Genomic DNA, 22,906 nt, shown 5'->3' with positions numbered 1-22,906 from the left:
GTTTGGGGTGGATAATCTGGTTTTTTTCCAAGCCAAATTAATCACCCTGAAGGATTATTTGAAAAAACTGGCGAAACTCTGATAAAACTACTATAGGTCAATTATCAATAGCTTCATAACCATCAATGAAAACCACTGGCATCCATCATATAGCCATTATTTGTTCTGACTACGATCGCTCAAAAAGATTTTATCTAGAAGTTTTAGGCTTTTCAATTATTCAAGAGACTTTTCGCGCCGAAAGAAATTCTTATAAATTAGATTTGCGAGTTGGAGAAAATGATCAAATAGAGCTATTCTCTTTCCCGAATTCTCCAGAACGGGCTAGTAAACCAGAAGCTTGTGGTTTAAGGCATATTGCTTTTAAAGTTGAGGATGTTGAGCAAACCATTTTTTATTTAAAATCGAAAGGGTTAGAAGTAGAAAATATCAGAATTGATCAGATTACAGGGAAGAAATTTACTTTCTTTAAAGACCCTGATAATTTGCCGTTAGAGATTTATGAATATTCGACTTAAATATGATCATTAGAGAATATAAACTATCTGATACTAAGGCAATCATGAAATTGTTTTACGATACAATTCATGAAATCAATATTTGCGATTATACTCAGGAACAAGTCAATGCTTGGGCACCGGAAAGTATGGATTATGATGTTTGGCAGAAAAGATTACAAGCCAAGCTTCCCTACATCACAGAAAATAATGGTGAGATAGTTGGATTTGGAGAATTAGAACCCGATGGTCACATTGATTGTTTTTATTGTCATAGCAAATACCAAAGAAAGGGTATTGGCTCAAAACTCTTAAGTCATATAGAAAATACTGCCAAATTCCGAGGAATTAAACGGCTATATACAGAAGCGAGTATTACTGCAAAGCCATTTTTTGAAAACAAGGGATTTAGCATAGTCAGGGAACAGCAAGTAGAACGGCTGAGAGTTTGGTTGAAAAACTATGTCATGGAAAAATACCTGTGAATTTTGACAATATCTGCAAATTTTTAGCTGAAAAGTTCTCCAGTGATTTCGCCACTTGGTTATGAGGTGAACCCATTACCTTAACAGAACTAAGTCCAAAAGAATTATCTTTAGAACCTATTCGTAAGGCAGCGCCGTGCGGGAGGCGATCAAGTTTTTAGATCATGATTAAGTAGAGCGATCGCATCAGTCAACCCAACAATTCGTCTTTTTAAAGCATCACCAAACTACCTTGCGCTTCTTCTTCTAGTTCATAACCATTAGCTAGTTTTTCAATTGCTTTATTAATCATTGCCAAACCTTGATCTACCTTTTCAACTACACTTAACTGTCCTCGGAGTTCGGCAGCACCAACGAAACCTTTAGCATACCAAGTCATGTGCTTACGCGCTTGACGTACACCGCGATCGCCTTTATATTCCCACAAGCCTTGTAAATGATCTCTTGCACATTCCAAACGCCCAATTGGGGTTGGTGGCGGTAATATTTCCCCAGTTTTTAGGAAGTGATCAATTTCTCCCACCAAAAAGGGATAACCCAAAGTCCCACGGGAACACATTACACCATCAGCGCCAGTTTGCTCTAAACATTTCACCGCCGCTTCAACAGAGAAAATATCTCCATTCCCAATCACTGGGATAGAAAGCACTTCTTTGACACGGGTAATCCATTCCCAACGGGCATTGCCATTGTATCCTTGGGCGCGGGTGCGTCCATGTACTGTAATCATTTTTGCCCCGGCATCTTCCATCCGCTTGGCAAAGTCGAGAATAGTAATTTCGTTGTCATTCCAGCCAATACGGGTTTTTACGGTTACAGGGACATCAACAGCTTTTACCACTTCCCGCACAATTGCTTCTGCTACTTCTGGTTGCCGCAACAACGAAGAACCGCCACCATTTTTAGTGATTTTATTTACCGGACAACCCATATTAATATCAACAGTATCAGCACCTTCTGCAACTGCCTTTATTGCCGCTTCTGCCAGGAAATCTGGACGACAATCAAATAGTTGAACGCTAATTGGGCGTTCATTACGATCTACTTCCATGATTTTGGGTAACTGCTTGACATAATGCAACCCCGTAGCATTCACCATTTCGGTATACATCATCGAATCTGGCGCATAGCGACGCACGAGACGGCGAAACACCAGATCCGTCACCCCAGATAGAGGCGACTGGAGAACCCGACTTTTTACCTCGAAGGAGCCAATTTTCAGGGGTTGGGAGAGTCTAGCTTGGAGAATGGGAGACAGGGAAATCATACAAAAAATTAAAAATTGCGGGAATGAAAAATGGCAGAAATATTTAGGGGTATCTCTGATTCAGTGCTAATTGTAGGTTACATATCCTGACTTGGAGGCTGTTTTTGCATTTCTTGCTGAATCTCTTCTAGACTCAAACCTAACTCTTTCGCTGTTTCTTCAAAACTCAATCCCAATTTGAATAACAAAGGTATCATTCTAAATTTTTCTTGACGCGCTCCTTCTTGCTTACCTTCTTCCTTGCCTTCTTCCTTGCCTTCTTCCTTGCCTTCTTCCTTGGCTTCTTGATAAACTCGTGTTTGCTGCAAATCGCTTAATCCAAACATACTTTCAATCTCCTTTCGACTCATCGTCGGAAACTTATAAACTAATATTGTCTCTATCAATTCTAATAACTGCCGCCGTTGGGGTTCGATGTTAATTTCTTGCTGGGTTCTGTCTATTAATTCTCTGGCAGCTACTATTGCTGTGTCTTCATTTTCGACCACTAATTTCACTCTAGACAATTGGTGAGCGCTTTTACCAATTCTCTAAATAATAGCCGCGCTGCTTTGGCTGCAATCCGATTTCTAACCAGCCTCATGGGACGACCTGCTGTTTTTTCAGCATCTAACTGTTCTCCTAGACTTTTACCAATCTCATTTTTGAGACGCACTCGCTTCGGTTCAATACGGGTGTAAACCCATTGCCAGAGAGATTTACGGCACAAGTCAGACCCGCCAACAACTTTAGTTTTTTTCTTATCGCCAGATTGCTCCATCGAGGGAGCCTCGCCCAATGCTTTTTGGAATCTTCTCAGCGAAAGATGCCGTTTGGTAGGCTTTTTAGAGTTTCGCCCCTTGAGTATCCGCACTTCTGGCTTTCCGTTAGCATCCAAGAATCCCTCAATGGGATAAATTTGGGAAATCAAAACCGCTTGAACACGCTCTCCAAACCCAAACTTTTTAAAAACTACGCGGTAAGCATCAAATCTAGAATCAGCAAGTAGTTCTCGCAATTCTCCTTCAATGCCGTGTTCCTCGCGTTGTAGGTTGCAAATGCGTTTTGCATGTTCTCGAACGGTGTCAGTGATTCCCAATCCGACAGTTTCACTATAAAGCCGATCGTAGCGGGTACTTTTGCGAATTTCTGCAAGCCAACCCCACAGCAAGGGAGCCAAGCCAGCCTCACCTCGCCGCGATTTTACCTGTGCCACCTCTGGAAACTGCCAGGCTAAATCCTGCCGCGCTCGGTTTATGATCGGTGACTGTACCCGGTTTAGGTGAGCAAGTCTCAGCACTAGTTCGCGGATTCTGACAATATAGCGATCGCGAATTTGAATAAATCGGCGTTGGTCTAGCTGATAATCAAAATAGTAGCAAGCAAGTGCTAAAGCATCTGCATCATCATCTTTATCAGGTAGTGCAAGGTGATTGGCTCGGTAATTTTTTAATTCCTTGTGTCCTACAAGCCGCACTTCCACACCAGCACGGGCTAAATGTGTACCCCAAAGTTTGCTGTAGTTAACTCCGGTTGGCTCCATAATTGCAATGTCCGGCTTTAGCTCCAGCAACTGTTTAATTCCTTGGGCATTGGCGCTAAAGAAATTGAACGGACATTCATAATAAAATTGACGTGGAACTTCTGGCTTTTCAGTAAGTAGGCAAGCAGAAACCGAGGACTTGCTGACATCAAGTCCCAAAATTCTAATCATTCAGTTCTCCTCTGGGTGGTTCTGTTTGTATCCAAATGCCATGCCTATGAATCACCCGAAGGCCGTTGAGCCTAATTCACTCTCAAGGCAATGCCGCAGCGCTAACTGCGGCAACATCTGGAGGAAACAGCACACGAAAAGCAGCCGAGCTTATGAAATTAGGAAAGCCAAAAGCTTGTTTCATAGTAAAAGCCCTAAACTGCTGTGTATATGTGCTGTACGGGTGCTTTGGACACAACCCGCGACGGTGGCAACGATGTCACCGTTTCGGCTACTGGGTCAGGTAGCCCACGCTGTTGTCTGCGCGATCGCAATTTAAATTACGATTCATCAGGCGGTTAATGGTCGTCATGCTTTAAGTGTTGAATAACTTCTATTAGATTCTCCGAAGCTGGATCGAGCAAATCATAGAGTTCTTTATCTATTTCCTTATTTGCATTTTCGCTGTCATGCATGATTTTTAAAGCTGCGTCAATTTTGGCTTTGATATGTTGGCACGAATGCCAAATTATGTAATAATCCCATGCTGGATCTGGTTGTGGGATATTTAAATTTTCTTCATTATTCATAAATTTTATCCTCGTTAAAATCCATCGGGGATATCACCACTACTCTTGGATGTATCCCCAGATTCAAAAGGGATATTGTCTGGTTCAGGTTCCTGGACTGTGGTCAACTCATCCTTTTTACTTTTGAGTTCTACTAGTTCCCTTTTAAGTTCTCTGATTCCCGTTCGCAGGTCTTTCGACTCATTTACTAAGTCATAATACTCGCTGACTTTTCGCTCTACCTTTTCCATAAGAGCAGAAATAGCAACTTCCTCGTCTTCTCCCTCCTGAACTTCTGCAAATAGTTCTAATCGCTTACTTTCGTAATTTCCGAGATTTACTACCCGTTGGTAAGAGATGGTTTTGATTTTCATGGTTATGTGCTAATTTTGACTTGTACAAGTTTGAACTGTTTGAATCAATCTCAAAGGCGATCGCGATCGCGCAGGAGTGCGATCGCAAATGAATTTTTGAGCTATTCTTGATTAACTTCGTGCTTGACTTGATCGAAAGCTACCTCAAATTTTCCGCCCCCCTGGCGCAAAAGGCTGGCGTAAGCATCCGCATCAGTTCGAGTCCGTAATCGGGCAATGCAGCAATTTTGACCAGAGGGCAGCCGTTGAAAAATTGCCCACGGTCTAAGTTGATCGTAGTAAGTCATAGTCTTAAATCCTAAATTTGTTTACTGTGTAACATCAGCGCGAGGTTTCCAGCCGACGCTGGCGGTTCCCTATTAAATGCATAGACATTTGAATGATCCGATTATTTCATAGGCATACTTGCCTCCGTATCTGAAAGACTGCGACCCCAGCGCACCTGATTGATTAGCGCTTCGAGTAATCCCTCTTTATCTGCTTTTGGTAGCGAGCTATTAATTTGATGCCCAACTACGTAAATCTCATCACGGCAGCGACCGGGAGCTTGGTCACACAGCTGAATAGAGATCGCACTAATCAAATACAGCTTCTCGCGCTTGGTCATTAGTTCAAATGTGCTACCATACTCCTCCTGAAGAGAGTCCAGTAAGGAGCCATCATTCAGGGTGTAACTCGTAAAGTGTCCCACTGGCTTCGACATTACTATAATCTCCTTGATATTAAATACGATGCCTTTGGCGATCGCTCCCTTGGTAGAAGATCGCCTTTTCAATTAGCTGTTTATCTGTGGTTGTTCCTCCTCTTCCTCCCCTTGTTTTTCGCCAATGATGATGTTCAGGGTGTTGGCTTGCGACTGGAAATCAATGATCGGGAACTTTTGATCATTGACATCTTTGATGACTACCACCATCTCCTCACGGTAGTCTTTCAGGACTTCAAGCAATTCTCTAACTGTGGTTGTCATCTGGTTTCCTGGGTTGGTTGGTGTGTCTATTTGGAATGTGGCCATCCAGCAAATTGCTATTAGCCCCCCCTCTCCCCTCTGAGCTAAGGTAATTGTTCTCTGATTTATGTCAAAGCCAGAACCGTAAATGACAAAATCTTGACCATTTACATCTGTTATGACTACTCGCCCTTCATCAAGAAGGGTTTGGAGCTTTTGAGGCAGTTCTTGAATTGAAGTTATGTTTTTTCTCCATTACTAAGTGTGCAGACATCAAACATTGCCGCGCGGCAAACTCGTTACCGCGATCGCTACCAGGTGATTACAGGGTGTGTCCGCGGCGGGGCATAAAAGCAATGCGCGGGTGATTTGCTCCAGGAAGCAACGCAAAGGGTTAGGCGTTGGGGAGCGATTTGTGTTGCTAAAGTTTTGTCTTTGCATTACTATATTATTACGCAAAGACGTAATCTGTCAACATTATGTCTTTGCAAAAAAGTTTTGTAAAGATAAAATGGAGATAACTCTATGAAAACAAGCAATGGCACGACCCAAAACGTTGGCGGACGACGCAAAAACAGTAAACGTAAGGATGAGTCAGTACGACTGGGAGAATATGGACAAGATAGCTCAGTCGATGGGACTAAACAGATCGGAGATGCTTCGGCTCATAGCTCAGGAGAAAATATCACTAGGACAGCCATCGCCTGGGATGGACACGGCGATGCTGGGAAAATTTTAGAAGAGGTTTTGCTTCTAAAGCAGCAGTTTCTTGACTACGTGAAATCACATCAAGGCAGGCTAGAGGCAAGGCTCGACGAAAGTAAGAAACAAGAACAGAAATTTTTAGCTAATGCTGAAGGGCTGGAGCTAAGGCTTAGAAAAGCACTTGTAATCCAGCGAACTGAAGACGAATCAGATGACACTGAAGAACCTGAATAAAACCGTCCTGCCCACTGTGGCTAGGGCGGTTTTGTTTTGCGATCGCGCTTCTGTTGGGGTGCGATCGGGGTGACTTATGACAAATGACTTATGACAGATGGCACTAAAAGCAGTTTTCTTGACAGAGCTCGGAGACAAAATTGCAGAAAAGGAATTTGTGGCTGTAGTTCAGTTTCCGGCGGCGGTGTACCTAGACGGATGGATTTGTATTCTGAGGAGCATCAAAGGAAATCAAGGGATTTACCACTCGGTTAATTACTATCGGTTCCCAGATACACCCATTGAGGTTGAGTGGCAAGGCAACGATGGGAATTAACCAATGACTAAATATAAAATCTCATCAAAATCACTCAATGCCAGAACTCTAGCCATCTACGAGTTAGATCAACTAATCGCCTATATCAGCAGCCTCGACCCAGAACTTAAACCTGACGAAGCTACAGCACTAGCAGGATATGTGGTAGGTCTTCTGCCAGAACTTCTGCCAGAACTTCTGGCAGAAAACCTCCAGCTACTGAATCAGATCAAAGAGGTAGCGACAGCCATCAAGCGCCGCAAATCACGCAATCCTCAAGCCAACTAAGAAAACCAAAAAGCCACCGAAAGATTTTGCGATCGTGGTGGCTTCCTGAAAGTAACTAATACGAATTATGCCAGAAAACTCAATTAAAATCAATCCTGCCTGGACGGAAGAACACGACGCATTCTGTTATCAACACCATATTCCACCCGCCGCAAAAATCCTTTGGCAATGGCTAATGAGACAAGGGCAAATTGCCAGCGAGATAGAGCCGGATTTATCAGAATTTAATGCCTGGGTAGCCAAGATCAGGGGTAAACCATACGGTCACAACTACGTCAAAAAGATGTTTGAAACACTGGTATCATGCCGTGTTTTACAATTAAACGCTTTGCCTGGAACACATCAAGGATACTTTTAAGACCATTGTCATGGTTAAATCCACCCAAAAAGCCGCGAGAAAAAAACTTACAAAATCATAACTCTAGTTACAAAACAGACCCCTCAGATGATACTAATGCCGAAGAGGAGTTTAACAGCAGCAGCAATGATCTTACTCCCACAACAGCCGAATTTGAGGAGTTAGAAAGGCAACACGACATACTGACGGCTTGTGCTGAGTACCAAATATACTTTGACCCAAATAAACGAACAACCAGACATCTACTTGAGTTTGATATTCAAGATGTTCAATTAGCTTTAAAGCATTTTCTTCTTCGTGGTGGACATCAAGAAATTCGTGATCCTCAAGCATGGCTGATTGGCTGTTTACGTGAATGTTATTGGCAGGATAATACCCTTTCGTTATCTGGATTTATCGAAACTTTAAAATCTTGGTTTCCTGACAAGCTTCCAAGTGATTACTAGGGAATAGATACATAGAAAAACTGCTTCCTTTGAAAACGGAAGCAGCGACATTTAAACCATTCTGATTATGAAGCAACCTACACTATTCGATTTAGAAGCTTTCACGAAGTTTGAAAGCACTCCCGATCGGTTTTGGGATGAGATAACTGCGCCCCAACAAGTCAAGCAAGAACAGAGGTGGAATCCCAGTCACTTTGGACAAGTTCCCCACAAGTCTGATTCTGACGGGCAACTGACAATTTTTTACGACGATAGCGAGGAGCCACCAGACCCAAGCGATTATAAGAACCTGGATGATTATGAGCAAGCCTGGGCAGAGTGGCAAACACTTGTTGGGGCGCAAGTTACCTCAAGCACTATTGACACCACAGTAAAAACTCGTGTTGCTGGACAGGTAGCATTAAATACTAAAAAAACTGCGCCCCAACACGATACCCACTGGGTAGAGAAATACTGGGTTGAGCGGTCTGGTAATAAGTATTGGTATTTTCGGTACTGCTGGATGGTAGGCAGGAAGAAAAACCGGATCTACCTGGGTAGTGTGGATAGCATCCTTGCTAAACGTAAAAAGGCAGACGTAGAAGTTTGGATTAGTGATGGGCAGTCGCCCTCGGAGATTCAAAAGTTAATTCAGTCTTGGGGTGAATCGTACCATTTGCCATCGCAGCTCTAAACCGTCGCAGTTCATCCCATCGGCGGCTAGTGGTCGAGCCAGTACTACTGTGCTGATTGGGGTGGAACTGTGAAATTCTTTGTTCTACAAAAGAGTCAATGACTCGTAAAATCATCTGTTGATCCATCTGATGACCAGAATCAACCCCATAAGCGTATTCTAAAATTTGTTCCGCGAGTGCGATCGGTACGCGGATAGTTTGGGTTTTCCCGTGGTTCCAAGCGGGTCTGAAGCTGGTGCTGTTTTGTCCGGGTCTGACATTGTTTGTAGCCTGAAATGCCTGTGTCATGGCAGGATACAGCCTTTTTGTGGCAAATGCAATCTAGGGAGTGGTTATGCAATCTAGGGAGTGGTTATGCAATCTAGGGAGTTAGGAGTTATGACTGTTGTGTTGTAACACCAAACCAAAATTTATGAGTAAGACAGACGACGCTCTTGTAACCCAGTCCGCCCTGTTGAACAAATTTGCAGAAATTATCAGAAACTTGATTCAACAAGTTTCTACTGAAAGAGCTGATAAAGAGAAAGCTGTAGCTCAAATTGGTGTCATGTTAGGAGCTGATGACACAACAGCATCAGCTATCTTGGCAGACAACCCACACATTCAAGCCTTAATAGATGAAGCGTTGGCTGCCTACCCTGTTGCACCTACGGCTGCTTAAATGAAAAATGCGATCGCGCTGATAATGCATGAGAGTGCGATCGCAATCTTTACAAACTGATTTCTAGCCTATCCCCAAGCGTGCAATTTGTCACAGATTTGGGTAAACCGTGTCTACCTCGTCCCATGCCATATTTGCCAAGCTCTCCAGTGCCATAGCTAAAGCAACTGGATGGTCGTATTTCCCCTCTTGCAGGCGGCCAAAGAATATTTCAATTTGGAGGAATAGGAGTTTGGCGTTCATAGAGTTGCGATCGCCTGTTTAACATCGTCATCAGTTACCTCGATGTACCGCGAAAGCACCTTCAAGTCAGTGTGACCAGTGGCTTTTTTGATAGTTGCTAAACTCACCCCCCGACTTGCCAGCTTGGTAATAAATGTCCGGCGGGTGGAATGAGTCGATATACCCTTAGCTGCAAGTCCAGCTCTCTCTACAGCTGTGCGTAAAATTTGGTCAGCTCCCCGCAAGCACATTGGCTTATCTCCCTCTCTAGATGGGAATAACCAAATTGAACCCGCTACTGGTTTATATGCTGCTAGCAATTCAGCCAAAGTATCATGAACTGGCACTTGGCGCGTCTGTCGCTTCCCGTTGGGTGTTGCCTTGCGAGTCCTGGCCTGAAAATTGATATACTCGCAAGGTGAACCGTCAAGGTTATACACATCACGAAGTTGCAACTTTACTAACGCCCCCCAGCGTTCCCCGGTGTACGAAGCAAGATCCAAAAGTAATTTATATTTTTGATTGCGGATCTGCTTACGAATTTTGGAATAATCCGCGTCGGTCAAAACTGCGGCTTGTCCATTTCGATTGTTTTTCACAATTTTTCAACTTCTGCCTATTCCGGTTTGACCATTAGCACTGGTCAAACCGGAATATTCATAACTCTAAATAATAGGATCATTCGCCTCAATCCTATTGTCAGTAATGCTTACACGTCATCGGTAATTCTTCTGCTTTTACATAAAACTGGAACATTTACACAATTTTTAATTGCTCATACAACGGAGTTATTCACTTCATTAATCCGTTTTTTGAAATGGCAATTGCAACCCTACAACAAGTATTCGGAGCCAACGCGACCCAAGACGCAACAACGGTGACTATTCACAAGGCGGATCTAACTGGATTGACACCATCCGCCACTAACACTGCGGATAGCATTCTTGGGGGAATTATCGCCCAGGCAGAAACTAATATTCCTGATAGTGCTGTCACTGGTGGCGATACGACTAGAACAGTCGGAATTTTAGACGGTTATCAAACTATCGTAACCGTCGGCACAAGTCAGCTTTTAGTACTACCTAAAACCATCAATTTCTATTCTATTTTCAACAGTACTTTTGACCCAGACAACTACTAAATGGCACTGCTTACTATACAAGAATTGTTTGGAGCGAACGTGGTAGAAACATCTACCACTATTACCATTTACAAAGCAAATTTATTAGGATTAACGCCACTTCTAAATAATACTGCTGATAGCTTATTTGCGGGAATTATCAATACTGTGCATCAACAGTATGAGGGTCAGCTTACAGATGAAAATGGTTTGACAGTGACTGACCAGAATAATATACCAGTCACTTACGACAATCATCTTTTTTACAGTAGTACATGGGTGCAATTTTGGGGATATCTATTTCCGAAAGGTAAATTAAATTCATGCTTTCTATTCAGCCAAGTAAAACCTTATGAAAATATCTGAATACCCTAGTATTACATCTGTTTCAGCAGGTGATTTATTACTTGTCGAAACTGCAAATGATAATGCTTACAAAAACATACCAATATCTCAACTTGGTGGTGGATCAAGGAATAGTCAAATCTTCCCTAATAGCTTTTCTCATTGGCACGATGAAAGTGTTATTTTAACTGGGAATGGGCTGATGACGGATATTTATTCTAATTATGCTTACAGCACTTTAGCCTATCAAAATCCGCCTGCGATTAACGATAGTTTTCAATTTAATAAGTTACTGGATGCCGGAAATTATACTTTTTATTTATTGGGGGCACAAGGTAGCAATCGTGGAACAATTAGATTAAATGTAAATGGAACAGAGGTAGTAGGTGATTTGGATTTTTACGGGAATAATTTTACTGGCATTACCCTCCATACGACTATTAATATAGCCACACCTGGAATACAGACTTTCAAGATAACTACTATAGGTAAAAATGCCTCCTCATCTGGTTTTTATATAATACTAACAAAGTTATGGGGCATTAAACAGTGAATTATTGCAAGATAGGTGATAGCCCAAAAGTCACCTATCAATTTTCTGACCGTGAACCAATTATTTATCAATCAAATGTTGCTCCAATTGAGGTATTTACTGGTACAGCACCTCCAGAGGGTACTACTACAAATTACAATCCCCAAGGATATCAAATTAGTTTTCTTAGTCCGCAATCATTTTCTGGAAGATTCACACAAATTGTTTTGGATTACAAAACTCGTGTTGGGAATATTGGTACTTTTTTTGAACCACAGACAGGATTATTCGTAAAATTCATTGCTTGTGATGCGACAACATTTGGAACTATTGAAATTACTTGTAGTGGACAAATAACAATTGACAATAATATTCATTGTCCGGTTGCAGCCTTGGGCGATAAATGTCAAATTATCATTTCTAATGGTGGACAACAATTATTTCAAGCTAAGGGCAAATGCCCTGTAAGTTTCACGGTATCGTGTGGGAACTGTCCAGAAGGACAATGTGAATGTCACAGCGATTCATACCCAGGATATTGCTGTTTGGATTGCGGTGCTGTTGCATCAAATATTCGCACTATTACTAATGAATTGAAGGAGAAAAATGGCAGATAGTTGCGCTAGTTTAGCTGGGGAAATTGCAGCGCTGAGAGCAGAGATCGCCCGGATTCCGCGTGTAGATGTAAACGCAATAATCGAGCAAGCTAAAATAGCAATTATCCCACTCGTAGGTGGAATAGTAATACAACAAACTTCGGGATTAAAAATAGATATCGACCTTGCAAAAGGTCTTGCTATTCAAGCCAAAAATATTGCTAGCGATACAGCAGTAAAATTACCGCCTGTGGAAAGACTTTCTGCTGAAGCGAAAGCTGCTGCTGATAAAGCTGCTAGAGATGCTTACAACAATTTAAGTGAATTAGAAAAAGAAGTTAGAGAACGGCATTATGGCGACAATATGCTTGGTTCAAAAATAGATACTTCTGATGCCAAGTTATCAGCAGAACTTAAAAACGCAGTATCCGATGTAGCCTATAAGCGCGAGCTACAGCCAATCATGGCAGAAGCTAATGCAGCGAGAGTCGAGGCAGCTGCTAAAGCCACAAAAGAAGAGGTACAAGGCGTTCGCGGTTTAGTTGACAATGTTAAAAAAGACATTACAGCATTAGGCGAGTCCGTAGGCAGTAGGTTTAGTGCTGTGGAAGGTGCTATTGCTAAGGTGGCTGGCACAGCAGGGGAAGCGCTGGCTAAGGGACTGGAGGCAATAGGCATTAGTCGATCTGCACAAACTGTAGCAGGGGAGGCACTAGCAAAAGTGTTTGGGCTTGCTTCTAAAATTGCCGAAATTTTTGTAATTATCGCGGCAATTCAGGAAATAATCGCGCAAATTAAAACCCTTGAAGTTCTTGGGGAACGCATCGATGCTGTAGAGCGCGGATTAGAGGCACTTGGCGCTAGCATCTCCGGTATCTTGGGTAAGTTACTGGGTTTGCAAAACCGCATTGCCAATAACGAGGCGACAATCGGACAAGTAAGGGGTATTGCTCTTGAAGCTAAAGGGATTGGAGAGGGTGCTGCACGGCTTGCTCTTGATGCTCAAGTATCATCTGCTAGGGCACAAAGTACAGCAGATAGCGCTATTAGTAAAGCAGCAGGGGCGCAAACAACTGCTGACGGTGCTGTGCGAAATGCAAAACAGGCAAATGACAATGCTACAACTGCATACCAAAAAGCTGTGGAAGCTACTGCCACAGCCAATAACGCCACTGCGATCGCAAATAATGCCACTACGACGGCTAATAACGCTACCAGAGAAGCTACTAAAGCCGATAATCACGCTGGTGAAGCATTTGCCAAAGCTTTAGAAGCGCTTGGTGTGGCGCTTACGGCATTATCCCTTTACCAAGCTTTCAAAGGAATACGCGGATTACAAGGTATCCCAGGACCGCCGGGTAGAAATGGTATTAACGGAATAAATGGCAGGAATGGGATCGATGGAGCGCCGGGAATAACAACAGTAGTTCAAATTCCTGGGACACCAGGTCCACAAGGCGACAGAGGATTACCCGGCATCAGTGGATTACCCGGAAGGAGTGGATTACCTGGAAGAAATGGACTGAATGGATTACCCGGAAGGAATGGTATTGATGTGAATCCAGCAGATGTTGCAGGACTGAGAGCTTTAATTATTCAGCAACACGCTGGTACTCGTGCCAACGTAAATGCTGCGACTGCCGGACTCGTTAGCGGCGTAAAATCATTTTTCACCACGCAAATTGCCGCAGTGACAGCACTGATTACCGCGATCGCTAAAAATACGTATATTGAAAAAGCGCTATCCGTTCTCACCTTTGCCGTGACGGTACACAATGGATTAATGTTGTCTAACAACCTTGCTCAAACGCTAGGAACAATCATTGATCAAGTGCTAGCGTTTATTCTGCCAAAAGGATTAGATGGTACACCTCTTAGCATAAGTAGCGTATTAGGCAAGGCTGCACATGAAATCATCGCCGACACCATCGGCAAAGCAAACTACACGACCATCACTGAAGATTGGGCAAAGGCCAACAGAATTTACCAAGCTGGTATTAATGTCCATAACCAACTCAGTAATATGGCAGGCATTATGAGCGCTGGTATGGAGTTGATTGGTGGCAATGTTGCCAAAGTTGGCAATGCCCTCAAAGTATGGGGTGTAGTCGGGGAAAAAGCTTATGCTTTCATGAATCCACAACCAAATCTCAAGGGAGGCTTTTTTACATTTTTAAATAGTGCCAGCGAAAAAGCAAACACCATCATGGCTATGGTCGCAATACCGATTGGTATCACTGCGGCCGCTGTGGGTATTAATGATAGTGTTTCGGAACTAATTAAATCCCTCGATCAAAAAGATCCTGTGGATAAGGATGGTAATCCAATAGTCAATCCCAAAACTGGGCTACCTGTTAAATATCAACCCGGGCTAACTGTCCCAGTCCCGACTGTCTCTGATACGGTTGCAGCGCAAACTAAAGCTGATAGCACCAATATTATTGAAGCGACAATTGATGACATTTTTGGGTTTAACGAGTAAACAGCTATGAGTGAAGACGACAAAGTTTATGTACCGAATAGCCAGTGGACGCCGGTAAATCCGCCATCAGTTATCGCTACGGGAGCCACAACCACGCCAACAAAACCTGTTGTAACGGCTGCAACCCCAAGTATAGATTCGCTGCCCGATGGTTTCGATCCTTTTGAGCATTTGCAACAAGTCTATATTCCTCAGCATAATGCAATAGTAAAATTATATTTTAAAGACTTACCAACTGACTGGAAGCCAAACATTGCAACCGCTAGAAGCAGCTTATGCGTAGCTTGTACGATGTTAGATTCTGACAATCAACTCATGATGAATCTACGCCACCATTTGCTGTTTGATTTGCTTGGATATGGTCGGAGCGGACTATCAATTTTTTATGGAAGTAAAGAAAATTACGATCCTCCAGTGGTCGGGCATCCCAAAATAGTTTTCTATTTCTCACAAGATATTGCCTCTGTGCCAGTCGGAGGAACTGTTTATGATGCAGAATGTAGCGTTAGATTAATGAAGTTGCAAAATACTTCAGAAAATTTGCTTGCAACTTTAAAAGAGATAGCTGGCGAGATTAAAACCAAATTTGTTCATGAAGCATCTGGAATTATTCATGCTAAAGGAAATCTTTGCATTAGCTATCATGACACGATAAATGGCTTTCCAAAAGGCTCTAAAATATTAGCCAATTCCGAAACTTCTGCAACAAATATTTATCAACTTATATGTGATTGTATCGATATAGTTTTTGATGAAACAAAAATTACTGTCCATGATCCAAAAAAACTTAGCACCGTAGGAATACCCACAGCTACTCAAATAATTATGGGTAAAACTCGGAAATTACGGGCTTATCGTCCTGTAGTAAACGTGAGATTTAGGTATGCTTATGCAATTATTCCTGGAAATCCCAGTCCAACATTTTTAATAGATACGACTCACAGATACAAGCCTTTAGTTAAAATCTAAACCACGCTAAAATTGCCTGGAGATATACATATCTCCGGGAGATGAACCACGCTAAAACGGCTGCTATGGTTGAATCACAAAGAAGTTTTAGTAAAAAATAAAATGGCTTATAAAGACATTAGTCGTGGTGTTAGATTAGCCGCAGATCACGCTAAATATATTACGTGGCTAGAAAAGGATACAGCAGCCAGGCAAGTAGCATATGCAGCCGTAACCACTGCTGCTAATAAGGTTAAAACCGATAGAATTCTTGGGGCTGTCATTCCTTTTAGTTCAAGTGGTACAAATCTTATATACCTTCCTAGTAGAATAATTGCCGTAGAACAAACCGGTAGAGGTGCTGTTTTGGCTACAGCATTAGCCAATATTCTTGATGATTTCACATTCACACCTACAAATTTATTGGCTTTAACCACTCCTAACATCATCGAAGGCGTTAAGTTTAAACCGGCGACAGTAACTGTGATTCAACGCGTACAAACTGCAACCACTAAGGAAGCTTCTCGGATTACTGGAAGGCTTTATTATCGCCACGAGAATGATTCTGTTACTGGTCATTTTGGCAAGAAAATTGCTGCTGATACTTATGATAGTGTTATGCAAGCTATTAAAGAAAAAACTCCATTCATAGCATTGTTTACTGGTAGCGCTAATGCCTTGGCTAGCAAATACCGCTTTGTTCCAGAGGATGTTTAATGTCCATTGCATCTAATAATAATTTGCTGTGGCTTCCACCAAATATTAGCGATTTACTTACTGTATCTGTTGATGGGCAGGCTGATGATTCTACTGCCCAAGGAATGCTTATTATCAACGCTGCCGCTAGTCAGTGGCTAGCTGGCACAATTGATGATTACACCTACTTTGAACTACTAAACCATTACGGCATCGACCCACTGCGCTTTGTTGGTGAGGTGGAAGAACATATGGTTTTATTAATGAGGTAATGACTAGAAACCTGGATTTATCTATTGAATCCAACTGGCAATTGATGCATTCGGTATCTATCCCTCCTACGGTAATAGGAATTATTAGAGAGAAGGTTTATTATGCGAAGATTACACCAATTCGTCCTGACGTAATTTTAGATAAGCCAATATTAGCAATTAGCATAAATACCACTATTCCTGCTGGTAAGGTATGGTTTTATGCTGGTAATCTTTCCCGTTTTGCTAATTCGTCTTTAGGAGAAATATACATTGAAGACCGAAAACCATTATTTTTAAGCCGATTTAATTTGGTGATTTCTGATAATTTATTGAATAATTATCAGATAGAAATCAATATTCCTCAATGGTTTATTTCATGCAATTTAGCTGTCTATCAATATGAGGGAAGTGACCAGACCCTTATTCAGCAGGAATTAGATATTATCAAGTCCGCAGTAGTTCCGGGCAATGATGCTTTTTAAATAATGAAAATTGATGTTAGCAGTTCTCTGACGATCATTCTTGGATTGATTGCTTTGATTGGCTCAATCTACAAAATAGCTCAGGTAGAGGCTAATATCAATGCAAGAATTTCTCGCATTGAGGCAAGCACGCTAGTAATTATTGATAGCTCAAAAGATGATTTGATTGCTCGAATAAACACTATCAATAACAAACTAGAAATACACATAATCGAATACAAGAGCGACAAGGAATATATCTACCTGTATCGATTAAATTCTACAGAGAAGGCTATTGAGCATAAATTTACCCGCCTCGCTAACTGGATAACCCAGGTAGCCAGTTACTTGCATAGCAAAACTGGATTTCAGATTCGAGACGACAAATTTTAGTCCTCTGGGGATTCATAGTAGCAATTCCAACTGGCAGTGATGCTGTTTCACCTAATTCATTTAGATAAATGCGACTTACACGCTGGCTGTCGAAAAATTCACTGTAATTCTTGATGTCTGCTGTATCTAGACTGCGATTGGGATAAATAACTGCTCCTCGCCAAGCATTTTTAGGTTTATTTTGACGTAAGTATAAACAAATTTCCGAAAATAGGCGTGAATAAATTTCTGTATCGGTCTGAAACTGGACTTCAACAAAGTAAATCGGATTTTCTTCCCCTTGTGTTGGGAGAAAAACGCCATCTATACGAAATGCAGTTTGCTTGATTTCAATTGAGGAAAATTTATAAGCCTCTGCTGTTTGCGGTGAGTTGCCTATTAATTCAAAAAAGATGCTAGGAAATTCTTGAAAAAGGCGATAAAAAATGCTGTCAGTTTTCACGCTTGATGTATTGCTGAGATTGCCCTGTTGTGATTTTACCGTGTAATACTACTGAGAAAAATTAGTAAGCCGACGGCAAATCAGCAGTCGGCCTGGCAAATTCATGATGGTTTAGTTGCAATTTAGCCGTGAGTTGCACCTTGAGGAGGACGCGAGACAACCTTTTTGGCTAAACCCAAAGTCTGCAAAACTAGGATGCTCCACCAAGTAACATCAATTTCCCACCAAGACAACCCAGATTTGGCCATGTGGGGATAAGTATGATGGTTGTTGTGCCATCCTTCTCCATAGGTGACGATGGATACCCACCACAGATTACGAGCACCATCATTGGCATCAAAGGTGCGATAACCCCACAGGTGTGATGCTGAGTTTACAAACCAGGTTGAGTGCCAAAGCAAGACACACCTGAGAAATACTCCGTAGAACACAAAAGACCATCCTCCTAATGCATAAAGCAGCAGCCCAAAGGGTATTTGCAACAGCAAGAAGTAGCGATCCAGCCAGCAATAAAAGGGCTGTCTTGCAAGATCAGGGGCATATTTTTTATAGGTTTCATAGTCAAAAAATTCTGGACGCGGGTAGAAAATCCACAGTATATGGCTCCACCAAAATCCTCTTTGGGCAGAGTAGGGATCTAAATTGATATCTTCGGTGTGGGCGTGATGCTGGCGGTGTCCACCTACCCAAAAAATTGGCCCCCCTTGCAAAGCCAGCGCTCCGATCAGGGCGATCGCATACTCTAACCACTTGGGAACTTGGAAACTCCGATGGCTCAGTAGTCGATGATATCCCAGACAAATACCAATACTTCCGAATAACCAGTGCAGAAACACTAGCAAACCTAATGCTGACCAGGAGAAAAACCAAGGGGCCAGAAGTGCTAAGGCATGAAATGCAGCAAAAAATACTACATTTGTCCAACTGAGTTGAGGTGAGTTGCCTCTCTCAGGGGCGATCGCCCCAAAATTTGCGGTCATAAAAATTCCTGTTGATGGATGATGAAGCGATTTCCGATTTACTTTTTATCGGGCGTAATCCCACAAGGATTTACCCGCCTTATACACCAGTTGGTTACAGTGAGCTAGCGCGGTCTTCTCCCTGAGTGCTAGCCTCTCACGAGGGGGAGAAGGTGAGCCACTGCGGTTTTCTCCCTTGGCGCTAGCCTTTCCCTTTGAAGGGGAGACGTTAAGGGCGATCGCGAGTCCGCGTACTCTGTAAGAGTTGCAAGCTACGCTTTTAGCGTCTCGTAAGAGAGCGTCTGGGGTTTACCGCATTAGCGACTGTGCGTAGCCTCACCCGTAGGGTAAAGTAAAGCAAGTATCACTTACATTTGTTATGCTAGCAAAACTCTAATTTTTATGCAAGTGCCACTTGCATTTTTCTATGTCGTCTCAACTCCTTTCCACTCGTCAACGCTTGATTGAAGCTGCACTTGAGTTGTTTTCTGCTCAGGGAGTCAGCGCCACCACAACCCGTCAAATTGCTGAAAAAGCCGAAGTCAACGAAGTGACTCTATTTCGGAATTTTGGCAATAAGCATGGGCTGCTTTTAGCTGTGCTGGAAGAGTCCGCAGCCTTTAAGAATTTAGGTGAGTCGCTGGTGCGACGGGCAACACCTCCCGGCAATGTCTACCAAGCTCTTAAAGATTATGCAAGTGACAGCTTGCATGCATTAGAACGAGTGCCAGAGTTTGTCCGATCTGTGGTAGGTGAAGCCGACCAATTTCCGGCAGAAAATCGCCGCGCACTAGGCAGGGGAGTAACAGAGGCAAACCGTTATGTAGCTCAGTATTTAGCTACTGTAATCCAGCAGGGACACTTAAAAACCTATTTACCCGCAGAAAAATTAGCCAGTTTGCTGAATGGGATGATCTTGGGATATGCCGTAATTGAGTTCACCAGCGAATTTAACGAACTTTGGGAGGATCGGAATGATTTTCTGGAAAATTTGGTGGAGTTGTTTTTACATGGAGCTATGTCATCTTCAGCAGAATCAGCAACAAACTCCTTACAAGGAGGGTTTCCTACCACAGAAGTAGCTGATTTACCAGCTAGTTTAGTTCACGAAATTCTGCAACAAGCTCGGAAATTGGGAATGCGAGATTATGCTTTGGCTTATGTGTTGTTTGGGGCTGGGTTATCTGCCACAGAAATAATTAGCTTGGAGCGATCGCACCAAATTTATGATACTCAAGGGTACTTTTTGCAAATCATCATCCCAGGATTTGTCCGTCAAGTACCTGTGAATCAGTGGATTTTGAGCAAACGCTATGGCTCTTTTACGAATAATCCCTTAATCAAATGGCTGAAAAGCCGTAAAGATGCTCAAACAGCGATGTTTTTGAATGAAACAGGCAAACCGCTTTCAGAATCAGAGCTTCAGATACGTTGGGAAATATGGAGTCAAGGATTGTTAACTCCCCAAGGACAAACCCCAGTTGTAGCCCAGGCACAACAAACTTGGCGCGTAGAAATGTTAATGCGGGGAATCAGCTTAGAAAACTTGACTATTTTAACAAGTTGCGATCGCGCCCAATTACAACCCTATGCCCGCCGAGCCAGAGAAAAAGCCGCCCTAGAGCAAGCCACCCGTTTGGATCATAAGCCAGGATAGGGAGTGGAGAGATTACTTATGAGTGAACAGTGAATTGATAACTGATAACTGAATCGGTTAGCATGATGCAGTTAAACGATTAAGGTAAAACAACAGAGGTTTCTTTACCATTGTTGTTTGCACCATTCAAGATTGTAGCTGTACTCTCAGATAGGGATTGGGTGTTGCTCGAACGGTGTGATAATTTCTTGCGTGGCTTGCCTCCCGCCTGGATATATTGCAAACTGTCTTTGCCATAATGGGTTGCCACACTCATTAACATCTTTTCAGAGTAGCCGCGCAATTCTTCTTCAATTAGAGAGAGGCGACCTGCCATTTCATCTAGGCTAGAGAGTGAAGTGTTGTAGGTAGATAGCTCGGTTTGCAAAGTTTGGATGCGGCTGTCGTAGTCTGTCAAATTTAATCCGTTGCCAAATTCTAGCGTAGAGCTAATTGATCGCATTCCTGCAATTCGACGTAGAGCTTTTTCGAGAGAAGGTGAACTGCGTTTTAGTCGTGCCATAAAATGCGCTCCTGAAGGAGGTTTAGTGGTTACTGCATATACTCTAGCCAATGCAACCATAAACTTCTCTGAGAAATTATTCGGAAAAATTAAAGCAAATTGACATCGGCTTGATTATTTTTAGTGAATTATACTGAAACTTTTATTTTATTTGTCAAAAAAACTACTTAATATCAGCAATAAATACCTCAAAGTCGTGTTGGAGTACTTCAAAGTCATGTTGGAGTACTTTAAAGTCATGTCGAGGTACTTGAAAGTCGTGTTGGAGTGCTTCAAAGTCATGTCGAGGTACTTGAAAGTCGTGTTGGAGTACTTCAAAGTCATGTCGAAGTACTTAAAAGTCGTGTTGGAGTACTTGAAACTTGTGTTGGAGTACTTCAAAGTCATGTTGAGGTACTTTGAAATCGTGTTGGAGTATTAGAGAATGGTTTTCTTCGGCTTAACCCGACTTACGGCGAAGGCGATCGCGCTGAAAAATATCATAAATATAATTCAACTACAAGTCTTTGCTAACTGTGCGATCGCTCCTTTGATGAAACCGCGATTGCCTCTTCCACATTAGAAAAGCAATATAGGAGTCCTATTTGATTGCGTGAAAAAAACTCACTAGACCTTTTTTAGTACATAATTACTAATTAATTCAGTCAGAACTCAAATACCAACTTATGACCCATTGTTGGGAAAACGGAAAAAAGTGAACCTGCTGTTTCCAGGCGCAAGTCTCCTCTTCAACGCAGGTATGGGGATGCGCGATGGCACGGAGTGCCCACCAAGGGCTATCGCATGACTATTCATTCATGAAAAGCTGTAATCTCCATCTGGTAAGGATTTCCGCTTTTATTCGTGCCATTCAGCGTTGATAGCCGGCTATGACGAACTTGATATAAATCTTTCTGAAGAGGGACGGACTTACTTAAACCTTACGAGAATATGGAAAAAGTGAGGAGAGCTTGTCATAACCGATAAAACCTGTAGTCTGGAGTTAATAATAATGACCGATGTGACAAATATAGCGACTAAGCTTGCTGATCTAAAGCTTTTTCAGAATGTTCTGTTGGAAACTGAGCAAAAGTTAATCGCACAGACGGAAGACAATACGATTTGCGAGCGGCTCGAAGGAATGATTAAGAGTGATCGCGAAAATCTCGGCATCATCGAAGCAGCTATTTCTAGATACGGCAACGCAGCAGAACCTCGCGACATTACTCAACAACATGCCCAGAAGGTAAGCCAAATGATGAGCGGCTCCGAGGTAACTCTATATGACAAGTACTTACAGCTTGAGTTGCTAAAGCATCAACAGACAATGACTGGGCTGGTTCTACACAAGGTTGCCCAGTCCTTGAGTGATGAGCTTCAAGATGTGATGGAACCGCTCAACCGAGTTAATTTTGAAAATCGCGCTCACCAAGAGATTCTTAAAGGCGTTCTTTACTTCGTCGGAACGCGAGAGATAGCCGGTAAAGAACCTGACATGGGTCTGTGGGCTAGCATTGAACAGGGAATTGCAGCCCTTAAGGGTGCTGTAAGCAGCGCGGTAAGCTAGCAATGAGTGGCAGAGGGCACGTCATTCATGGGAGCGTAATAGACATCTCCGAAAATTAATGCATGACTCCTCTCCAAACCTCTCCCCGAAACGGAGAGAGGCTTTAATTCCCCATTCCCTCTCTTCTCTACGAGAGGCTTCTCTTTCAGAGACGCTAACGCGAACGCCAACGAGACGCTGCGCGAATGTAGGGAAGGGGGGTAGGGGGGTTAGGTCTGCGCGTAAATTTAAGATTTCTAAATCTTTTCCGGAGATGTCTAATAGATTCATATGATTTATG

35 protein-coding genes and 2 pseudogenes are annotated in these 22,906 nt (G+C 42.6%); 23 read left to right on the top strand and 14 right to left on the bottom strand.

Annotated features, from left to right (window positions below):
- The first annotated feature begins 125 nt into the window (after positions 1-125).
- The 3 genes and pseudogenes from gloA2 to V7K15_RS02520 all read left to right on the top strand — a co-directional run.
- Complete coding sequence (gene gloA2, locus V7K15_RS02530; RefSeq protein ID WP_334902734.1) at positions 126-518, top strand: SMU1112c/YaeR family gloxylase I-like metalloprotein; 393 nt, start codon at positions 126-128, stop codon at positions 516-518.
- Between the two features lie 44 nt (positions 519-562).
- Positions 563-982, top strand: a complete 420-nt coding sequence (locus tag V7K15_RS02525; protein WP_334902732.1) for a GNAT family N-acetyltransferase — start codon at positions 563-565, stop codon at positions 980-982.
- Positions 979-1,116 (top strand): annotated as a pseudogene (locus V7K15_RS02520) (Rpn family recombination-promoting nuclease/putative transposase); the annotation flags it as partial. The gene V7K15_RS02525 and the pseudogene V7K15_RS02520, both read left to right, overlap by 4 nt.
- 77 nt (positions 1,117-1,193) lie before the next feature.
- Here V7K15_RS02520 and dusB read toward each other — a convergent pair.
- The 3 genes from dusB to V7K15_RS02505 all read right to left on the bottom strand — a co-directional run bounded on the left by dusB (position 1,194) and on the right by V7K15_RS02505 (position 3,942).
- The gene (dusB, locus tag V7K15_RS02515) at positions 1,194-2,249 is read right to left on the bottom strand and encodes a tRNA dihydrouridine synthase DusB (protein ID WP_334902730.1); all 1,056 of its coding nucleotides are present in this window, start codon (positions 2,247-2,249) and stop codon (positions 1,194-1,196) included.
- A gap of 77 nt (positions 2,250-2,326) precedes the next feature.
- Positions 2,327-2,746: an Rpn family recombination-promoting nuclease/putative transposase gene (locus tag V7K15_RS02510; RefSeq protein ID WP_334902728.1), complete on the bottom strand. Its 420-nt coding sequence runs from the start codon at positions 2,744-2,746 to the stop codon at positions 2,327-2,329.
- A complete protein-coding gene (locus V7K15_RS02505; protein WP_334902726.1) occupies positions 2,743-3,942 on the bottom strand; it encodes an IS110 family transposase in 1,200 nt (399 codons plus the stop codon). Before V7K15_RS02505 ends, V7K15_RS02510 begins: the two co-directional genes overlap by 4 nt.
- Positions 3,943-4,152: 210 nt before the next feature.
- Here V7K15_RS02505 and V7K15_RS02500 point away from each other — a divergent pair, with 210 nt between their 5' ends.
- Positions 4,153-4,284, top strand: coding sequence for a hypothetical protein (locus V7K15_RS02500; RefSeq protein ID WP_334902724.1), 132 nt, complete (start codon positions 4,153-4,155; stop codon positions 4,282-4,284).
- Here the strand turns inward: V7K15_RS02500 and V7K15_RS02495 are convergent.
- The 5 genes from V7K15_RS02495 to V7K15_RS02475 form a co-directional block, all read right to left on the bottom strand.
- Positions 4,281-4,511, bottom strand: coding sequence for a hypothetical protein (locus V7K15_RS02495; protein ID WP_334902722.1), 231 nt, complete (start codon positions 4,509-4,511; stop codon positions 4,281-4,283). The two genes, V7K15_RS02500 and V7K15_RS02495, sit on opposite strands and share 4 nt — an antisense overlap.
- 14 nt (positions 4,512-4,525) lie before the next feature.
- Positions 4,526-4,864 (bottom strand): hypothetical protein, encoded by a 339-nt coding sequence (locus V7K15_RS02490; RefSeq protein ID WP_334902720.1) that lies wholly within the window; start codon positions 4,862-4,864, stop codon positions 4,526-4,528.
- A 101-nt stretch (positions 4,865-4,965) separates the two neighbouring features.
- Complete coding sequence (locus V7K15_RS02485) at positions 4,966-5,151, bottom strand: hypothetical protein (protein ID WP_334902718.1); 186 nt, start codon at positions 5,149-5,151, stop codon at positions 4,966-4,968.
- Between the two features lie 101 nt (positions 5,152-5,252).
- Positions 5,253-5,639, bottom strand: a complete 387-nt coding sequence (locus tag V7K15_RS02480; protein ID WP_334902717.1) for a hypothetical protein — start codon at positions 5,637-5,639, stop codon at positions 5,253-5,255.
- Complete coding sequence (locus tag V7K15_RS02475; RefSeq protein ID WP_334902715.1) at positions 5,640-5,876, bottom strand: hypothetical protein; 237 nt, start codon at positions 5,874-5,876, stop codon at positions 5,640-5,642.
- 459 nt (positions 5,877-6,335) lie between these two features.
- Here V7K15_RS02475 and V7K15_RS02470 point away from each other — a divergent pair, with 459 nt between their 5' ends.
- The 6 genes from V7K15_RS02470 to V7K15_RS02445 all read left to right on the top strand — a co-directional run bounded on the left by V7K15_RS02470 (position 6,336) and on the right by V7K15_RS02445 (position 8,809).
- Positions 6,336-6,749: a hypothetical protein gene (locus V7K15_RS02470; protein ID WP_334902713.1), complete on the top strand. Its 414-nt coding sequence runs from the start codon at positions 6,336-6,338 to the stop codon at positions 6,747-6,749.
- Between the two features lie 118 nt (positions 6,750-6,867).
- The gene (locus tag V7K15_RS02465; RefSeq protein WP_334902711.1) at positions 6,868-7,065 is read left to right on the top strand and encodes a hypothetical protein; all 198 of its coding nucleotides are present in this window, start codon (positions 6,868-6,870) and stop codon (positions 7,063-7,065) included.
- Positions 7,066-7,068: 3 nt separating this feature from the next.
- Positions 7,069-7,332, top strand: coding sequence for a hypothetical protein (locus V7K15_RS02460; RefSeq protein WP_334902709.1), 264 nt, complete (start codon positions 7,069-7,071; stop codon positions 7,330-7,332).
- Between the two features lie 67 nt (positions 7,333-7,399).
- Positions 7,400-7,690, top strand: coding sequence for a hypothetical protein (locus V7K15_RS02455; RefSeq protein ID WP_334902707.1), 291 nt, complete (start codon positions 7,400-7,402; stop codon positions 7,688-7,690).
- A gap of 5 nt (positions 7,691-7,695) precedes the next feature.
- Complete coding sequence (locus V7K15_RS02450; RefSeq protein WP_334902705.1) at positions 7,696-8,136, top strand: hypothetical protein; 441 nt, start codon at positions 7,696-7,698, stop codon at positions 8,134-8,136.
- Between the two features lie 67 nt (positions 8,137-8,203).
- The gene (locus V7K15_RS02445; protein WP_334902703.1) at positions 8,204-8,809 is read left to right on the top strand and encodes a DUF4102 domain-containing protein; all 606 of its coding nucleotides are present in this window, start codon (positions 8,204-8,206) and stop codon (positions 8,807-8,809) included.
- Here the strand turns inward: V7K15_RS02445 and V7K15_RS02440 are convergent.
- Positions 8,727-9,098 carry a hypothetical protein gene (locus tag V7K15_RS02440; RefSeq protein WP_334902701.1) on the bottom strand — a complete coding sequence of 124 codons (372 nt, stop codon included), beginning with the start codon at positions 9,096-9,098 and terminating at the stop codon, positions 8,727-8,729. The genes V7K15_RS02445 and V7K15_RS02440 overlap by 83 nt on opposite strands.
- 124 nt (positions 9,099-9,222) lie before the next feature.
- Here V7K15_RS02440 and V7K15_RS02435 point away from each other — a divergent pair, with 124 nt between their 5' ends.
- Positions 9,223-9,471: a hypothetical protein gene (locus V7K15_RS02435; RefSeq protein ID WP_334902699.1), complete on the top strand. Its 249-nt coding sequence runs from the start codon at positions 9,223-9,225 to the stop codon at positions 9,469-9,471.
- Positions 9,472-9,561: 90 nt separating this feature from the next.
- Here V7K15_RS02435 and V7K15_RS02430 read toward each other — a convergent pair whose 3' ends face one another.
- Positions 9,562-9,714 carry a hypothetical protein gene (locus tag V7K15_RS02430; protein WP_334902697.1) on the bottom strand — a complete coding sequence of 51 codons (153 nt, stop codon included), beginning with the start codon at positions 9,712-9,714 and terminating at the stop codon, positions 9,562-9,564.
- Entirely contained in the window at positions 9,711-10,292 is a 582-nt protein-coding gene (locus V7K15_RS02425; protein ID WP_334902696.1) for a tyrosine-type recombinase/integrase, read from the bottom strand. The genes V7K15_RS02430 and V7K15_RS02425 overlap by 4 nt, the downstream gene beginning before the upstream one ends.
- Before the next feature lie 218 nt (positions 10,293-10,510).
- Here V7K15_RS02425 and V7K15_RS02420 point away from each other — a divergent pair, with 218 nt between their 5' ends.
- From V7K15_RS02420 to V7K15_RS02380, 9 genes are all read left to right on the top strand, one after another.
- Positions 10,511-10,834 (top strand): hypothetical protein, encoded by a 324-nt coding sequence (locus V7K15_RS02420; RefSeq protein ID WP_334902694.1) that lies wholly within the window; start codon positions 10,511-10,513, stop codon positions 10,832-10,834.
- The gene (locus V7K15_RS02415; RefSeq protein WP_334902693.1) at positions 10,835-11,179 is read left to right on the top strand and encodes a hypothetical protein; all 345 of its coding nucleotides are present in this window, start codon (positions 10,835-10,837) and stop codon (positions 11,177-11,179) included.
- Positions 11,166-11,711 carry a hypothetical protein gene (locus V7K15_RS02410; RefSeq protein ID WP_334902690.1) on the top strand — a complete coding sequence of 182 codons (546 nt, stop codon included), beginning with the start codon at positions 11,166-11,168 and terminating at the stop codon, positions 11,709-11,711. The genes V7K15_RS02415 and V7K15_RS02410 overlap by 14 nt, the downstream gene beginning before the upstream one ends.
- Positions 11,708-12,307 (top strand): hypothetical protein, encoded by a 600-nt coding sequence (locus V7K15_RS02405; RefSeq protein WP_334902689.1) that lies wholly within the window; start codon positions 11,708-11,710, stop codon positions 12,305-12,307. Before V7K15_RS02410 ends, V7K15_RS02405 begins: the two co-directional genes overlap by 4 nt.
- On the top strand, positions 12,297-14,768 hold the full coding sequence (locus V7K15_RS02400) for a hypothetical protein (protein WP_334902687.1): 2,472 nt from the start codon (positions 12,297-12,299) through the stop codon (positions 14,766-14,768). Before V7K15_RS02405 ends, V7K15_RS02400 begins: the two co-directional genes overlap by 11 nt.
- Before the next feature lie 6 nt (positions 14,769-14,774).
- Complete coding sequence (locus tag V7K15_RS02395; protein ID WP_334902685.1) at positions 14,775-15,737, top strand: hypothetical protein; 963 nt, start codon at positions 14,775-14,777, stop codon at positions 15,735-15,737.
- A gap of 69 nt (positions 15,738-15,806) precedes the next feature.
- On the top strand, positions 15,807-16,433 hold the full coding sequence (locus V7K15_RS02390; RefSeq protein ID WP_334902683.1) for a hypothetical protein: 627 nt from the start codon (positions 15,807-15,809) through the stop codon (positions 16,431-16,433).
- Complete coding sequence (locus tag V7K15_RS02385) at positions 16,433-16,684, top strand: hypothetical protein (RefSeq protein WP_334902681.1); 252 nt, start codon at positions 16,433-16,435, stop codon at positions 16,682-16,684. Before V7K15_RS02390 ends, V7K15_RS02385 begins: the two co-directional genes overlap by 1 nt.
- Positions 16,684-17,148: a hypothetical protein gene (locus V7K15_RS02380; protein ID WP_334902679.1), complete on the top strand. Its 465-nt coding sequence runs from the start codon at positions 16,684-16,686 to the stop codon at positions 17,146-17,148. Before V7K15_RS02385 ends, V7K15_RS02380 begins: the two co-directional genes overlap by 1 nt.
- 385 nt (positions 17,149-17,533) lie before the next feature.
- Here the strand turns inward: V7K15_RS02380 and V7K15_RS02375 are convergent.
- Positions 17,534-17,962 (bottom strand): annotated as a pseudogene (locus V7K15_RS02375) (Rpn family recombination-promoting nuclease/putative transposase); the annotation flags it as partial.
- Positions 17,963-18,084: 122 nt separating this feature from the next.
- On the bottom strand, positions 18,085-18,942 hold the full coding sequence (locus tag V7K15_RS02370) for an acyl-CoA desaturase (RefSeq protein WP_334902677.1): 858 nt from the start codon (positions 18,940-18,942) through the stop codon (positions 18,085-18,087).
- A gap of 406 nt (positions 18,943-19,348) precedes the next feature.
- On the opposite strand from V7K15_RS02370, the gene V7K15_RS02365 reads away from it, so the two are divergent.
- The gene (locus V7K15_RS02365; RefSeq protein WP_334902675.1) at positions 19,349-20,578 is read left to right on the top strand and encodes a TetR family transcriptional regulator; all 1,230 of its coding nucleotides are present in this window, start codon (positions 19,349-19,351) and stop codon (positions 20,576-20,578) included.
- Between the two features lie 79 nt (positions 20,579-20,657).
- On the opposite strand, the gene V7K15_RS02360 is transcribed toward V7K15_RS02365, so the two are convergent.
- On the bottom strand, positions 20,658-21,080 hold the full coding sequence (locus tag V7K15_RS02360; RefSeq protein ID WP_334902673.1) for a hypothetical protein: 423 nt from the start codon (positions 21,078-21,080) through the stop codon (positions 20,658-20,660).
- A gap of 424 nt (positions 21,081-21,504) precedes the next feature.
- Here V7K15_RS02360 and V7K15_RS02355 point away from each other — a divergent pair, with 424 nt between their 5' ends.
- A complete protein-coding gene (locus V7K15_RS02355) occupies positions 21,505-21,642 on the top strand; it encodes a hypothetical protein (RefSeq protein WP_334902671.1) in 138 nt (45 codons plus the stop codon).
- A gap of 429 nt (positions 21,643-22,071) precedes the next feature.
- Positions 22,072-22,626 carry a hemerythrin HHE cation-binding protein gene (locus V7K15_RS02350; protein WP_334902669.1) on the top strand — a complete coding sequence of 185 codons (555 nt, stop codon included), beginning with the start codon at positions 22,072-22,074 and terminating at the stop codon, positions 22,624-22,626.
- Positions 22,627-22,906 lie beyond the last annotated feature (280 nt).

Source organism: Nostoc sp., assembly GCF_036919815.1.
Taxonomy (GTDB): Bacteria; Cyanobacteriota; Cyanobacteriia; order Cyanobacteriales; family Nostocaceae; genus Nostoc.
This window is presented reverse-complemented; position numbering and strand designations above follow the sequence as displayed.

Coding starts and splice junctions, on each gene's coding strand:
- dusB (WP_334902730.1), bottom strand. CDS start 2,249: ATGATTTCCCTGTCTCCCATTCTCCAAGCTAGACTCTCCCAACCCCTG.
- V7K15_RS02490 (WP_334902720.1), bottom strand. CDS start 4,864: ATGAAAATCAAAACCATCTCTTACCAACGGGTAGTAAATCTCGGAAAT.
- V7K15_RS02495 (WP_334902722.1), bottom strand. CDS start 4,511: ATGAATAATGAAGAAAATTTAAATATCCCACAACCAGATCCAGCATGG.
- V7K15_RS02445 (WP_334902703.1), top strand. CDS start 8,204: ATGAAGCAACCTACACTATTCGATTTAGAAGCTTTCACGAAGTTTGAA.
- V7K15_RS02505 (WP_334902726.1), bottom strand. CDS start 3,942: ATGATTAGAATTTTGGGACTTGATGTCAGCAAGTCCTCGGTTTCTGCT.
- V7K15_RS02420 (WP_334902694.1), top strand. CDS start 10,511: ATGGCAATTGCAACCCTACAACAAGTATTCGGAGCCAACGCGACCCAA.
- V7K15_RS02350 (WP_334902669.1), top strand. CDS start 22,072: ATGACCGATGTGACAAATATAGCGACTAAGCTTGCTGATCTAAAGCTT.
- V7K15_RS02435 (WP_334902699.1), top strand. CDS start 9,223: ATGAGTAAGACAGACGACGCTCTTGTAACCCAGTCCGCCCTGTTGAAC.
- V7K15_RS02360 (WP_334902673.1), bottom strand. CDS start 21,080: ATGGCACGACTAAAACGCAGTTCACCTTCTCTCGAAAAAGCTCTACGT.
- V7K15_RS02365 (WP_334902675.1), top strand. CDS start 19,349: ATGTCGTCTCAACTCCTTTCCACTCGTCAACGCTTGATTGAAGCTGCA.
- V7K15_RS02415 (WP_334902693.1), top strand. CDS start 10,835: ATGGCACTGCTTACTATACAAGAATTGTTTGGAGCGAACGTGGTAGAA.
- V7K15_RS02470 (WP_334902713.1), top strand. CDS start 6,336: ATGAAAACAAGCAATGGCACGACCCAAAACGTTGGCGGACGACGCAAA.
- V7K15_RS02440 (WP_334902701.1), bottom strand. CDS start 9,098: ATGACACAGGCATTTCAGGCTACAAACAATGTCAGACCCGGACAAAAC.
- V7K15_RS02525 (WP_334902732.1), top strand. CDS start 563: ATGAAATTGTTTTACGATACAATTCATGAAATCAATATTTGCGATTAT.
- gloA2 (WP_334902734.1), top strand. CDS start 126: ATGAAAACCACTGGCATCCATCATATAGCCATTATTTGTTCTGACTAC.
- V7K15_RS02460 (WP_334902709.1), top strand. CDS start 7,069: ATGACTAAATATAAAATCTCATCAAAATCACTCAATGCCAGAACTCTA.
- V7K15_RS02370 (WP_334902677.1), bottom strand. CDS start 18,942: ATGACCGCAAATTTTGGGGCGATCGCCCCTGAGAGAGGCAACTCACCT.
- V7K15_RS02500 (WP_334902724.1), top strand. CDS start 4,153: ATGTGCTGTACGGGTGCTTTGGACACAACCCGCGACGGTGGCAACGAT.
- V7K15_RS02455 (WP_334902707.1), top strand. CDS start 7,400: ATGCCAGAAAACTCAATTAAAATCAATCCTGCCTGGACGGAAGAACAC.
- V7K15_RS02385 (WP_334902681.1), top strand. CDS start 16,433: ATGTCCATTGCATCTAATAATAATTTGCTGTGGCTTCCACCAAATATT.
- V7K15_RS02475 (WP_334902715.1), bottom strand. CDS start 5,876: ATGGCCACATTCCAAATAGACACACCAACCAACCCAGGAAACCAGATG.
- V7K15_RS02485 (WP_334902718.1), bottom strand. CDS start 5,151: ATGACTTACTACGATCAACTTAGACCGTGGGCAATTTTTCAACGGCTG.
- V7K15_RS02430 (WP_334902697.1), bottom strand. CDS start 9,714: ATGAACGCCAAACTCCTATTCCTCCAAATTGAAATATTCTTTGGCCGC.
- V7K15_RS02355 (WP_334902671.1), top strand. CDS start 21,505: ATGGTTTTCTTCGGCTTAACCCGACTTACGGCGAAGGCGATCGCGCTG.
- V7K15_RS02410 (WP_334902690.1), top strand. CDS start 11,166: ATGAAAATATCTGAATACCCTAGTATTACATCTGTTTCAGCAGGTGAT.
- V7K15_RS02400 (WP_334902687.1), top strand. CDS start 12,297: ATGGCAGATAGTTGCGCTAGTTTAGCTGGGGAAATTGCAGCGCTGAGA.
- V7K15_RS02380 (WP_334902679.1), top strand. CDS start 16,684: ATGACTAGAAACCTGGATTTATCTATTGAATCCAACTGGCAATTGATG.
- V7K15_RS02395 (WP_334902685.1), top strand. CDS start 14,775: ATGAGTGAAGACGACAAAGTTTATGTACCGAATAGCCAGTGGACGCCG.